At 59.9% G+C, this 12,438-nt stretch carries 10 protein-coding genes; 2 read left to right on the top strand and 8 right to left on the bottom strand.

The window, feature by feature from the left end; genetic code table 11:
* Positions 1 to 236 precede the first annotated feature (236 nt).
* The gene (mocA, locus tag G5253_RS06140) at positions 237 to 902 is read right to left on the bottom strand and encodes a molybdenum cofactor cytidylyltransferase (protein ID WP_266134689.1); all 666 of its coding nucleotides are present in this window, start codon (positions 900 to 902) and stop codon (positions 237 to 239) included.
* 1 nt (position 903) lies between these two features.
* Between mocA and yqeC the strand changes: the two genes are divergently transcribed.
* Both yqeC and yqeB read left to right on the top strand, forming a co-directional pair.
* Positions 904 to 1,752, top strand: coding sequence for a selenium cofactor biosynthesis protein YqeC (gene yqeC, locus G5253_RS06145; RefSeq protein ID WP_266134690.1), 849 nt, complete (start codon positions 904 to 906; stop codon positions 1,750 to 1,752).
* Positions 1,753 to 1,779: 27 nt separating this feature from the next.
* Positions 1,780 to 3,372 (top strand): selenium-dependent molybdenum cofactor biosynthesis protein YqeB, encoded by a 1,593-nt coding sequence (yqeB, locus tag G5253_RS06150; protein WP_266134691.1) that lies wholly within the window; start codon positions 1,780 to 1,782, stop codon positions 3,370 to 3,372.
* A gap of 103 nt (positions 3,373 to 3,475) precedes the next feature.
* Here yqeB and G5253_RS06155 read toward each other — a convergent pair whose 3' ends face one another.
* From G5253_RS06155 to ygeW, 7 genes are all read right to left on the bottom strand, one after another.
* Positions 3,476 to 4,561: a calcium/sodium antiporter gene (locus G5253_RS06155; protein ID WP_151285962.1), complete on the bottom strand. Its 1,086-nt coding sequence runs from the start codon at positions 4,559 to 4,561 to the stop codon at positions 3,476 to 3,478.
* 160 nt (positions 4,562 to 4,721) lie between these two features.
* The gene (locus G5253_RS06160) at positions 4,722 to 5,645 is read right to left on the bottom strand and encodes a DMT family transporter (RefSeq protein WP_266134692.1); all 924 of its coding nucleotides are present in this window, start codon (positions 5,643 to 5,645) and stop codon (positions 4,722 to 4,724) included.
* A gap of 171 nt (positions 5,646 to 5,816) precedes the next feature.
* Positions 5,817 to 6,749: a carbamate kinase gene (gene arcC / locus G5253_RS06165; RefSeq protein ID WP_266134693.1), complete on the bottom strand. Its 933-nt coding sequence runs from the start codon at positions 6,747 to 6,749 to the stop codon at positions 5,817 to 5,819.
* Positions 6,750 to 6,844: 95 nt separating this feature from the next.
* Positions 6,845 to 8,269: a dihydropyrimidinase gene (gene hydA, locus G5253_RS06170; protein ID WP_266134694.1), complete on the bottom strand. Its 1,425-nt coding sequence runs from the start codon at positions 8,267 to 8,269 to the stop codon at positions 6,845 to 6,847.
* A gap of 114 nt (positions 8,270 to 8,383) precedes the next feature.
* A complete protein-coding gene (locus G5253_RS06175) occupies positions 8,384 to 9,601 on the bottom strand; it encodes a YgeY family selenium metabolism-linked hydrolase (RefSeq protein ID WP_160881302.1) in 1,218 nt (405 codons plus the stop codon).
* Positions 9,602 to 9,740: 139 nt separating this feature from the next.
* The gene (dpaL, locus tag G5253_RS06180; RefSeq protein WP_216953638.1) at positions 9,741 to 10,940 is read right to left on the bottom strand and encodes a diaminopropionate ammonia-lyase; all 1,200 of its coding nucleotides are present in this window, start codon (positions 10,938 to 10,940) and stop codon (positions 9,741 to 9,743) included.
* 137 nt (positions 10,941 to 11,077) lie between these two features.
* Complete coding sequence (gene ygeW / locus G5253_RS06185) at positions 11,078 to 12,265, bottom strand: knotted carbamoyltransferase YgeW (RefSeq protein WP_005336811.1); 1,188 nt, start codon at positions 12,263 to 12,265, stop codon at positions 11,078 to 11,080.
* Between the last annotated feature and the right edge of the window lie 173 nt (positions 12,266 to 12,438).

A 12,438-nucleotide genomic window follows, 5' to 3' on the forward strand; every position in this document is an offset into this window, starting at 1 on the left:
AAGGAGAGGAGCAACTATCAGGCCACTACAGTTACAAAACGAGCTACAAAACTATTTTTTACGGTAAAAGCGTGAGACAGCTCCAATTAATGGAGAGAATTTACGATGCCACCATTATGGGTATTGCGAGTAGTTATCAATCACTCTGGAATTTACTTAATGAGCAGTTCAAAAAGAACTAGCCCTATCAGATCAAGTGCGAGAAATATCACTTTGATACGCCATTTATCTCCCCGTTATCTTTTTAAACTGGGTTGTTTCGTGGGCTCGCTCTCATTTTCAAGAATGCCACCCAGCAGCGCCTGATAGCGCTCCGGGGTATCCACATCAAACAGGATAGCGGGGCTGTCAACTGGCACCATACGGTGTGGATGCCCTTGCAACCAGCGCCGTACCGACGACTGCACCGGGGCCGCAGCCAACTCGCGGGCAAGGGATTTTGGCAGCAACACCGGATGGCCAGCCTCCCCCTGCCAGGTGGGAAAGAGTGTCTCACAGCCCTGTGCCTGCCAGAGCTGTTGATAGACCTCGCGCGGGATACAGGGGAGATCCCCGTGGCTGATAAAGAGGTAGTCAGCGTCACTGGCCGCCAGGGCGCAGCGGATGGAGCTGCCCAGCCCCTGCCGATAGTCGGGATTGTGGACGACAACAATATCCGGCCGTGATCCGTAGCGGGCTTGAAGCTCCTCGCCACGATGGCCCACCACCAGAATAACCCGCTGACAAAAAGCCAGGGCATTTTTGAGACTTGCATCAAGCATTGTCCCCTGGCAATAAGGTAGCATCATTTTCCAGGTACCCATTCGGGAAGATAAACCCGCCGCCGTTATTATACAGTCACACTGCACTTGTTCCTGGCAACGTTGTTTTCCACTCCCTTCGATATTTATTTTGGTCGTCATTATGTCGCACCCACACGTTGTTGCTGTCGCATTTCTAGATATAGATCCGCTATTAAACCCGCTCACCAAAAATATTGATAGCCATACCACCTTAATTAGCCTCTGCGGGGCCGGCGGAAAAACCAGCACCCTGTTCTGGCTGGCGGAATATTTTTATCAACAGGGTAAAAGGGTGCTAATTACCACCACCACCAGGATGTTTCTGCCTGCCCCGTCACACTATCGGGAATTGATCCTGGAAGCCGATCCCGTCCGCCAACTGACCCGCTGTCAGCAACTGCCCGATGAGCCGACTCTGGTCGCCCTGTTCAGCCATATCGATCAGGCCAGCGGCAAGGTGGCGGGCCCCACACCCCAGCAGATTGATCTCATCAAGGGGCAGCAGCGCTTCGATCTGATCCTGGTCGAAGCGGATGGCGCCAATCACAAGTTATTGAAAGTGCCCGCTTTGCACGAACCTTGCATTCCCCAGAGCAGTGATTGGGTGATCGCCCTGACAGGCGGCGCCATGGTGGGGGCCAAGGCCGACCCGCAGCAGATCCACCGCTGGGCAGAGCTTCAGGCCCTGTGCGGGATAGAGGCCGGTGACCCCCTCGACTGGGCCCTGTTTCACCAGCTGCTCTCCCACCCCGAGGGACTGTTCAAGGGCACCCCGGCCAGGGCGCGCCGGATCTGGTTTATCAATGGGGATTATCAAAATGAGGCGTCGTGGCTCGATGAATTGATAAAGCTGCATAGCCGCCACCCCGAGATCTATGCCGTCTGGCAGGGGGCGGTTCGCGAGCCACAGCCCATTCGCCACGCACTCGGTTACTTCGCTCAGGATGAGGCTCAGCCGCCTCGCCCATGATGGTTTAAGGATAAGAAGAGGTACCTTATGAATCTGTTTGCACACGCAGCCCGACTGGAACAGGAGAACATTCCCTTTGCCATTGCCCAGATCATCGAGAGCCGTGGCTCCACCCCCCGCCATCAGGCCCAGATGCTGGTGATGGCCGATGGCCAGATCCTCGGCACCATCGGCGGCGGCATGATCGAGCGGCTGGTGATCGAGGAAGCGATGGCCGCCATTGCCGAGCGCAAGCCGCGCATCTTCCACGGCCGGATGGCCCGCAACGGCGAACATGCGGTCGGGTCGGACTGTGGTGGCGCCATGTCGGTCTATATCGATGTCTATGGCCTGCGGCCACGGCTGGTGCTCATTGGTGCCGGTCACGTCAACCGGGCGCTGGCCCATGCTGCGGCGCCACTGGGTTTTGATATCCATGTGGGCGACTGTTTTGAAGGGAGCCTCAACCCCGATCACTTCCCCGTCGGCACTCACCTCAAACAGGCTGATACCATCAGCGCGGTGATCGAAGCACTGGCCATCGAGCCCGCCAACTTCGTTATCATCGCCACCAACCATCAGGACAAGGAGGCGCTGGAGCGGCTCATCAATCGCCCCCTCGCCTATCTGGGACTGCTCGCCAGCAAGCGCAAGGTGCAGACCTTCACCCAGGCGCTGCGCCAGCAAGGGGTGAGCCAGACCCAACTGCAGCAGCTGCACGCCCCCATCGGTTATAACATCGGAGCCGAAACCCCCGAAGAGATCGCCATCAGCATCCTCGCCGAGCTGCTGCAGGTGAAAAACGGCAAAGCGGGTGGTCTGATGCAGGACGATGTGCGCCTCAAGCGGGATCAGCTGGTGGTGATGCGTGGCTCAGGCGATATCGCCACCGGGGTGGCGCTGCGCCTGCACAATGCCGGTTTCAAGGTGGTAATGCTGGATCTCGACAAACCCACGGTGATCCGCCGCACTGTCGCCTTCGCTCAGGGGATGTTCGACGGTGAAACAAGGGTCGAGGGAGTGCGTGCCAAGCGGGTCGAGAGCGTCGAACAGGCGTTCGAGCAGCTGGATCGGGGCGTCATTCCGCTGCTGGTTGACCCCGACTGCGCCACCCTTGCCGAGCTCAAGCCCCGCTATCTGGTGGATGCCATCCTCGCCAAGCAAAATCTCGGCACTCACAAGGAGATGGCCCCCATTACGGTGGCCCTTGGCCCGGGGTTTGAGGCGGGGCGCGACTGCGATGCGGTCATTGAGACCAACCGTGGCCACCATCTGGGCCGGGTCATCTATCAGGGCCCTGCCCAGCCCAATACCGGCATTCCCGGGGTGATCGAGGGGCACTCCGCCCGCCGGGTGGTGCGCGCCCCCGTCGCCGGAGTGATGAAGAGCATTATCAAGCTCGGTGATCTGGTGCAGGAGGGGGATGTGATCGCTCACGTGGGGGACGCCCCCATTATCGCGCCGCTCTCCGGCATGGTGCGAGGTCTGCTCAGCGATGGCATCGAGGTGACCGTCGGCTTCAAGATCGGTGACATCGACCCCAGAGGCGAGCGGGCCGACGCCACTACGGTATCCGACAAGGCCCGCGCCATCGGCGGCGCCGTGCTGGAGGCCATGATGCATCTGGCCCAGCGCCGATAACGGCTCTTCGCGTCCCCTCACCAAGCCAAAAGCCCCGCCATGATGGTGGGGCTTTTTTCGGCCTGTCGGTTGATGCAGCTCCTTTACATCAGGAGAACCTGCCTCACGACCGGGTTCGTTGCAATCGCCAGGCTCGCACCGCCAGCACAACCAGAGTGATGGCGGTGAGCGGCAACACAAAACCGGTTAGCGCTGCACTGAACTGACCTTGCAGCGGACTGGATGTGGCGTGGAGGATCAGCCAGCAGGTGTAGCCGATGTAGTAGGCCAGAAACAGGGCCCCTTCCCAGCGGGCGATGGTGTAACCGGTAAAGAAGATGGGCAGGCAGGCAAGCGCCACCGCAATCATTACCGGAATATCGAACTGAAGGGCGGTGGCCGACACTTCAAGCCCACCGGGAGTGACGATGGAGGTGAGCCCCAGCACGCAGAGGATATTGAAGATATTACTGCCCACCACGTTCCCCACAGCGATATCCCGCTCCCCGCGCAGGGCTGCGACGATGGAGGTCACCACTTCGGGCAAGGAGGTACCGGCCGCCACTATGGTCAAGCCGATGATCAGATCGCTCACCCCGAAGTAGTGGGCAATCTCAACCGCACTGCCAACCAGCAGACGGGAGCCGAGGATCAGCAGACCCAGACCTGCGGCAATAAAGAGCAGATTGCGCAACCAGTTGCCCGCCGTACTCGCTTCACGGGTACCAAACTCCTGCTCGTACTCCGCCTGCACCGCTTTGTTTTCCCGTCGACTCTGGACAAAGAGAAACACGGTGTAGGCGATGATGCCGGCAAACAGCAGCGCCCCTTCCAGTGGCGCAATACGGCCATCGTAGCCCAGCAACAACACCAGAAAAGAGACCACTATCATCAGGGGAACGTCGAGACGTACCAGTTGCTGGGAGACGGTCAACGGTACGATCAGTGCCGAAATACCTAAAATAAACAGCACGTTAAAGATATTGCTGCCGACCACGTTCCCCACCGCTATCCCTGCCTGCCCCTCGAGGCCAGACTGGATGCTCACCGCCAGCTCGGGAGCACTGGTCCCAAAGGCCACTATGGTCAATCCCACCACCAGTGGCGATATCCCCATCATGGTGGCGAGGCGAGATGCGCCCCGCACCAGAGATTCGGCCCCCACCACCAGACACACCAGGCCTACAGCCAACCACACCAGCGTCATCATACGGTCTCATCCTTGCCGTTAGGTTCGTTGAAATAATCACAATAAATCAGATACCTGTGCTCCAGCACAGTCAGACCACGCCATTGTAACGAGGGGCTGGTCCCCTGTCGCGGGCTCTTTTGAGTGCTGTTTATCGTGCCACTGGCAGCCCAGTCACCACTCAACCGTGCTTGATACGGGTTTCCCCCGCCACCGACACCACGGAGCGCTTGCCCTTGCGACTGATGACGAGAAGCGCCAGCACGATAAGGGCGATGCCGCTCCCTTCCACCGGCCCCGGATTTTCGCCCAGCAGCCACCAGGAGAGCAGCACACCGGTCACCGGCACCGCCAGGGTGCTGAGGCTGGCGATACCCGCTGGCAGTTTTTTCAGTACGAACAGCCAGAGACTCCAGGCGATGGCGGTGGCGAAGATGGCGCTATAGGCCAGCGCCCCCATCACGTAGGGCTGCCAGTCGATGGGGCGCTCCGGCACCAGAGCCGCCACCAGCGCCATCACTATGGTTGCGTAGATCATCTGCCAGGTGGTGAGGGACATCAGATCCACCCCGGGATGGCGGGCATACATCCCCTTGGCGATGATGGCGCTGATCCCCCAGCAGATGCCGGAGAGGATTGCCAAGAGGGCACTCTTGAGGGATTCAAGATGCAGCAACCAGGGCTGGATCACCAACAGCAGGCCGCAGGCCGCCACCCCGACAGCCAGATAGTGGAGCTTGCGCATCCGCTCGCCGAGAAAGAGCGCCGCGAAGATCACCACCCAAAACGGCATGGTGTAACTCAGAATGGCCACCTTGCCCGCCCCGCCGCTGATCAGCGCCCACTGGGCCAGCCCCACCATGCCACAAGTCTGGAACAGGGCGATGGCCAGGGTATAGCGAAACGGGGTGGGCTTGAGATAACGGCGGCCACGCAGGGCCAGCACCAGCAACAACACCAATGAACCGCACAGACAGCGCAGGGCGGTGAACTCGAAGGCCCCCGCGTAGAGCATCACCTGCTTCATCACGATCCAGCTGTAACTCCAGATGGCGGTGAGCAGGACGAGTCCCCCCAGCGCCGCCATATTGATCTTTCCGCTCATTTGCTTGTTACTCACCTCTTGTCACTCATTGCGCCGGGTCAGCTCTCGACGTCTTGCCCGCGCTTGAAGGCGGCCATCTTACGCCGCTCATCCTCCGCTGACCATGACTGCCCCAAAATGAACAAGGGGGCCGACGGCCCCCGCGATCACACTCAGTCCGAGCTGGAACGCCTAGCGGCTGATAAGGGTTCCCGTCTTGCCAGCAATGCCGTCGGCGGCCTTCTCCAGCAAGGTGATCAGGGATTTGCGCCCCGGCATGGAGGTCGCGAATGAGAGTGCCGCCTCCACCTTGGGCAGCATGGATCCCTTGGCAAACTGCCCCTGCTCGATAAAACACTGGGCATCTCCGACGCTCAGCTGATCGAGCCACTGCACATCGGGTTTGCCGAAGTTGATGGCCACTTTCTCTACCGCGGTAAGGATGATCAGCATGTCGGCGTCAATCAGTTCCGCCAGCTTGGCACTGGCCCAATCCTTGTCGATCACCGCACTGGCACCGCGCAGGTGATTGCCCTCCCGCAGCACCGGAATGCCGCCGCCACCGACGGTGATCACCACCTGACCGGCGGCCAGCATCGCTGAGACGGTCTCTTTCTCGATGATATCGACGGGTTTGGGGGATGCCACTACCCGGCGATAGCCGCGACCGGCATCCTCTTTGAGCCGCTCGCCCTTGGCCATCAGCGCCTCGGCCTCTTCCTTGCTGAAGAAACCGCCGATGGGTTTGCTCGGGTCAAGGAAGGCGGGATCGTTTTTATCTACCTCCACCTGGGTCACCAGAGTGGCGACCGGCTTGTGGATGCCGCGCTCCAGCAGGGCTTCGCGCAGGGCGTTTTGCAGGTCATAACCGATATAACCCTGACTCAGGGCCACGCAGACCGACATGGGCAGATGGGGCGCCTTGGAGTCATGACGGGCCGCCACCTCGAACGCCTGCTGGATCATCCCCACCTGCGGGCCGTTGCCGTGGGTCACCACCACCTCATGCCCCTGGGCGATCAGGTCGGCAATGGTGCCCGCCGTGCTCTGCACCGCCTTCATCTGCTCGGGCAGGTTGTTGCCCAGCGCATTGCCACCAAGGGCCAGTACGATTCTCTGTTTCATTTTGTTATCTCCAGTGATGGGGCAAGCCGGCGCGATACCGGCCCACCTTTCGTTGTTCACATAACCTTGCTGCTCTGCGTGTTTCGAACGGATTGTCAGCCAGCCACTGTGGGGCAAGGCGAGTGCAGCTCCGGCGCCAAGGCCGGATCAAAGGGCGCTCTGGCCAGAAAACGGCCGTGACCACGCCGCCCCAGAAACTCGCCATCGCGAGCGACTATCTCGCCACGACTGAGGGTCATCCTGATCCGGCCCGAGCAGTGCATCCCCTCGTAGGGGCTGTAGTCGCCGTTGTCATGCAGCAGTGGGTGAGAAATCACGGTGTCACCGCGGGGATCCATCAGCACCAGATCAGCGTCAGACCCCGGTTGCAGGCTGCCCTTGCGCGGCCAGAGGCCAAACAGGCGCGCCGGGTTGGCGCTGGTGAGAGCTACAAAGCGGGACGGCGAGATGCGCCCGCCCAATACCCCGTGGGCAAACAGCAGCAGCATCCGGTTCTCGACCCCGGGCAAGCCGTTGGGGCAGCGGCTGAAATCGCCACCTGACAAGGTCATGCGCTGGGCGTGGGAGAAGTTGCAGTGATCGGTCGCCACCGTGTCAATGTCACCCGCAGCGATACCGACCCACAGCTTGTCCTGCTCGCGGCGCGAGCGCAGCGGCGGGCTGAGCAGATAGTCGACCCCGTTCTCCCGGTAGTAGCAGGAATCATCCAAAAGCAGATATTGCGGACAGGTCTCCACCCAGACTGGCTGGCCCTGACGGCGCGCCAATTTCAGATACTCCAGCCCCAGTCCGTTGGAGAGGTGGACGATATAGAGCGGCGCATTGCCAGCGAGCCCCGCCAGATTGATCATCCGGGCCACCGCCTCCGCCTCGCACTCCAATGGGCGGCTTTGCGGGTGATACCAGGGCTCATGATGGCCAGCGGCCAATAGGGTCGCACGTCGCGCCGCGATGGCGGCATCGTTCTCGGGATGGACGGTGGCGAGCGCCCCCACCTCCTTGAGGCGGGCCAGGGCGCGCAGCACGTCATGGTCCCCCAGCTTGTACTGGTAGGTGAGGTAGAGCTTGAAGCTGCTGATCCCCTCCTCCTGCACCATGGCGGCCATCTCGTGGAGGATGGCGTCATCCACATGCTGGATCACGCCGTGAAAGCTGTAGTCGATCACCGCCTGATCGGCGGCGTAGTCGTGATAGCGGGCCAGCTGGTGATGCAGGTTGCACCCCGCCGGGCCAAATCCCATGTGATCGATGATGGTGGTGGTGCCACCACAGGCGGCGGCACGGGTACCGCTGAAAAAGTCATCGCAACTGCGGGCAATCCCGGCATCAATGTTGAAGTGGGTGTGGACATCGATACCGCCCGGCATCACGTAGCAGCCGCTGGCATCGATCACTTCGGTCTCGCCATCGGGCTGGATAGCGGCGGCGCGCGTGCGGATCACCCCGTTCTCGATCAGCAGATCCTGACGATATTCCCCCTGCGCATCGACCAGCACACCGTTTTTGATCAGCCGTTTCATTCCCACCACCTCGAACATCACTTCAAACAGCAAAGCCCCGCCTCAATGGAGACGGGGCACTTGCCACACTTGCAACAGCCGGGCGGTGATGAGAGTCACCACCCGGCAGACCCCTTACTTGTCCAGCTCGGCCAGATAGAGCATGGGGATCACGGCGTACATGGCGGCGCACTTGACCAGATGCTCTTTCCAGGTCTTCTCGTTCGGTGCGTGGGCCTCCGGCTCTTTACCCGGGCCAAAACCGATGACCGGAATACCGTGGCGACCCATGATGGAGACCCCGTTAGTCGAGAAGGTCCACTTGTCCACCACCGGCTCCTTGTTGAACAGCTCGCGATAAGCCTTGGAGAGGGTTTTAACGGTGATGTGATCCTCTTCCACCTTCCAGGTCGGGAAGTAGCACTCGGTCGGGTAGACCAGACCGGTGTAGGCCGGACGGTCGTACTGATACATGGAGACCTCGGCACCGGCGGCTTGCACCGCAGGCAGGGCACGGATCTCGTCGAGCGCACCTTGCCAGGTCTCGCCCCAGGTCAGACGACGGTCGATGGAGACGGCGCAGCTGTCCGCCACGGCGCAGCGGCTTGGCGAAGTGAAGAAGATCTCGGAGACGGTCAGGGTGCCCTTGCCGAGGAAGTCATCGTTGCCAAGGTTTTGGCTCAGCTCCTGCAATTCACCGAGGATCGGGCCCATCTTGAAGATGGCGTTGTCACCGCGCTCCGGCGCGGAGCCGTGGCAGCTCACCCCCTGCACTTCCACACGGATCTCCATGCGGCCGCGTTGGCCACGGTAGATCTGGCAGTCGGTGGGCTCGGTACTGACAACGAACTCGGGGCGGATCTTGCTCTGCTCGATGATGTACTGCCAGCAGAGACCGTCGCAGTCCTCCTCCTGCACGGTACCGGTCACCAGCAGGGTGTACTGATCTTCCAACCCCAGATCCTTGATGATCTTGCCCGCGTAGACCATGGAGGCCATGCCGCCTTCTTGGTCAGATGCACCGCGGCCACCGATGATCTCGTGATCTTCCATCCCCTCATAGGGGTCAAAGGTCCAGTTGGCGCGGTTGCCGACACCCACGGTATCGATGTGGGCATCCATGGCGATCAGGTGCGGGCCGTGGCCGATATAACCCAGCACGTTACCCATGGGGTCAATCTCGACCTTGTCGAAACCAACCTTCTCCATCTCCTGCTTGATGCGCAGCACGACGCGCTCTTCATCGCAGCTCTCGCTCGGGATGGCGATCATATCGCGCAGGAACTGACTCATCTCGGCCTTGTACTGGTAGGCCTTCTCCAACACCATTTCAAACGGAATTTGCTTGCTCATTGTGATTCTCCATAACAACTGAGAGTGCGCGGCCTGTTCGTCGGCAGCGCCCTGTGCCCGTTACCGCACCCCGTTGGCGAGGCGCGATCAATGCTTCAATTCGTGTCTCTGCTCTCGCAGGGATTACTCACAGCCGGGGTTAATCGCAGGCAGGATGCTTGCCTTCCCACACCACTTCCCGGTAGTGGGTCACATCGGTGTCCCCTTCGGTGTTGATGATCAGCACCACGGAGTCGCGACTTAGCCCGAGGCGCGCCATCAGCGCCGCGCGATCCGGGTGGTGACGTACTGCCGCCAGCACGCCGGTACCGACCGAGCCGGACTCACCGGAGATGATGCGCGGATCATTGCCAAGGGGGTTGCCGAGCACTCTCATGCCCAATGCCGACACCTTGTCGTGACAGGAGATGAACTGGGTGGTGCAGCTTCTGAGCAGCGGCCAGCCGAGCGGATTGGGTTCACCGCAGGCGAGACCGGCCATGATGGTGCGCATGTCGCCCCCCACGTTGACCATCTCCCCCGCCACACCGGAGCGGTAGATGCAGTCGGCCTGATCCGGTTCGACCACGATACTGTGCAGGTTTTTCGCCCCGAAGCAGTCCACCAGATAACCGAGCACACCGCCCGCCAGCGCACCAACGCCAGCCTGCAGCAACACGTGGGTCGGCTGCTTGATGCCCATGGCCTGCATCTGCTCGACCGCTTCGTCGGCCAGGGTGGAGTAACCCTGCATGATCCAAGTCGGGATCTTGGTGTAGCCCTCCCAGGCGGTGTCCTGCACTATGTGCCAGCCGCGCTCTTCGGCCATCTTCATGGTTAGGCGCACGGTGTCGTCATAGTTCATGTCGGTGACGATGCACTCGGCACCGAGATTGAGGATGTGGTCAACCCGCTCCTGGGCCGAGCCCTTGGGCATGTAGACCACCGCATGCTGACCCACCTGCTTGGCGGCCCAGGCAACGCCACGACCGTGGTTGCCATCTGTGGTGGTGGCGAATGTCATCGGCTCCTTGATGGTGCGTTTGATGAGATCGAAGGAAAAATCCTCGATGGCCACCCCGTACTTTTCACAGAGCAAGTTGGCGATGGCATAAACGCCACCCAGCATCTTGAAGGCGTTGAGGCCAAAGCGCTTTGACTCGTCCTTGACCAATATATTTTTCACCCCGATATAGGCGGCCAGATCTTTCAGGTCGCACAATGGGGTCGGTTCATAACCGGCCAGTTTTTTATGAAAAGCGCGAGCCTTTTGTGCTTCGGCGCGAGAAAACAGCGGAGATGGCTCGGCGGTAAAAAAGCGGTTATCGGCAATATCCATCTTCAGCGAAAATTGGGACATGCTTACCTCACTAGGCGTTACCTGACAAAGAGCTGCCTCGCCGGGAGATCCGTTATTCAGATACCACGGGGAGAAAACTCGAAATAATGAATTCGACAGTATGGGCAGGATGAATATTCACCCTGCCCTGCCGTTATTTATTTCACCCGCTTTTGCGCCTCTTTAATCAGATTTTCCAGAGTTTCTGCCGGGGCGGAAAATTTACGGGCCATGATCATGGCGGCGATAATATAGGGCTTCCAGCTCGCCTCTTTGTAAGTGGCGATACGGTATTTCTCGAATACCCCTTCGGTCACTTCGCCCTCTTTGCAGGAGACGCCGGAAATATCGGCCGGCAGGCAGTGCATATAGAGCGCCTCGCCCCCCTTGGTGAGCTTCATCATCTCCTCGGTGCAGTGCCAATCCTTGTGCTTGGCGTTCTGCTCAAGGCAGTGTTTCTCCAGCTCCTTGAGGCCGGCGTGATCATTGGCGCGCAGCAACTCGGTGCGCTGCTCCATCACCTTGTAGGGGGCCCAGGACTTGGGATAGACGATATCCGCATCCTTGAAAGCCTCTTCCATGGAGGTGACCTGACGGAAGCTGCCGCCGGAGGCCTTGGCGTTCTCTTTGGCCACTTCGATCACATCCGGGATCAGGTCATACCCTTCCGGGTGGGCCAGGGTCACGTCCATACCGAAACGGGTCATCAGACCAATGATGCCCTGGGGCACGGAGAGCGGCTTGCCGTAGCTGGGGGAGTAGGCCCAGGTCATCGCAATCTTCTTGCCCTTGAGGCTCTCCAGACTACCGAAGTGCTCCTGTAACCAGGCGAGATCAGCCATCGACTGGGTCGGGTGATCAATGTCGCACTGCAGGTTGACCAGCGCCGGACGCTGGGGCAGCACTCCCTTCTCGAACCCTTCATCCAGTGCGGCGCCCACTTCGCGCATATAGGCGTTGCCGGCACCGAGGAACATGTCGTCACGGATCCCGATGGCATCGGCGCAAAACGAGATCATGTTGGCGGTTTCACGGACGGTTTCGCCATGGGCGATCTGGGATTTGCCCTCATCCAGATCCTGCTGGGCCAGACCGAGCAGGTTCAGCGCAGAGGCGTAAGAGAAGCGGGTTCGGGTGGAGTTATCGCGGAAAACCGAGATACCGAGCCCGCTGTTAAACAGTTTGGTGCAGATATTTTCGGCGCGCAGGGTCTTGAGGGATTCGGCCAGTTTCAATACCAGCTCCAGCTCCTGAGGCGTTTGCTCCCAGGTCAGCAGAAAATCTTTTTCATGCAGGTTGGATTTGAGTGCTCTGATCTCTTTGATTAATTCGTTAACTGCTTTCATCGTTCGCCCCAATCATTGGATGAGATATGGATAGCTCCCCTTTCACTCACGATGTCACCAGCATCCCGGTTGTGGGTGAGCGCGTCGGTTAGCGTCGATATGAGGCAATCAATAACCGTGCCAAACCAATAAAATGCAGGCAGATATTAATAAATGACGAAAGTGTGTGATGC

This window comes from Aeromonas sp. 602658 (genome assembly GCF_049173005.1).
Lineage (GTDB): Bacteria > Pseudomonadota > Gammaproteobacteria > Enterobacterales > Aeromonadaceae > Aeromonas > Aeromonas veronii_A.

Excerpts from the sequence above, each read along its gene's own strand:
- hydA (WP_266134694.1), bottom strand. The coding sequence starts at position 8,269 with ATGAAACGGCTGATCAAAAACGGTGTGCTGGTCGATGCGCAGGGGGAA.
- G5253_RS06155 (WP_151285962.1), bottom strand. The coding sequence starts at position 4,561 with ATGATGACGCTGGTGTGGTTGGCTGTAGGCCTGGTGTGTCTGGTGGTG.
- yqeC (WP_266134690.1), top strand. The coding sequence starts at position 904 with ATGTCGCACCCACACGTTGTTGCTGTCGCATTTCTAGATATAGATCCG.
- arcC (WP_266134693.1), bottom strand. The coding sequence starts at position 6,749 with ATGAAACAGAGAATCGTACTGGCCCTTGGTGGCAATGCGCTGGGCAAC.
- yqeB (WP_266134691.1), top strand. The coding sequence starts at position 1,780 with ATGAATCTGTTTGCACACGCAGCCCGACTGGAACAGGAGAACATTCCC.
- mocA (WP_266134689.1), bottom strand. The coding sequence starts at position 902 with ATGACGACCAAAATAAATATCGAAGGGAGTGGAAAACAACGTTGCCAG.
- dpaL (WP_216953638.1), bottom strand. The coding sequence starts at position 10,940 with ATGTCCCAATTTTCGCTGAAGATGGATATTGCCGATAACCGCTTTTTT.
- G5253_RS06175 (WP_160881302.1), bottom strand. The coding sequence starts at position 9,601 with ATGAGCAAGCAAATTCCGTTTGAAATGGTGTTGGAGAAGGCCTACCAG.
- G5253_RS06160 (WP_266134692.1), bottom strand. The coding sequence starts at position 5,645 with ATGAGCGGAAAGATCAATATGGCGGCGCTGGGGGGACTCGTCCTGCTC.
- ygeW (WP_005336811.1), bottom strand. The coding sequence starts at position 12,265 with ATGAAAGCAGTTAACGAATTAATCAAAGAGATCAGAGCACTCAAATCC.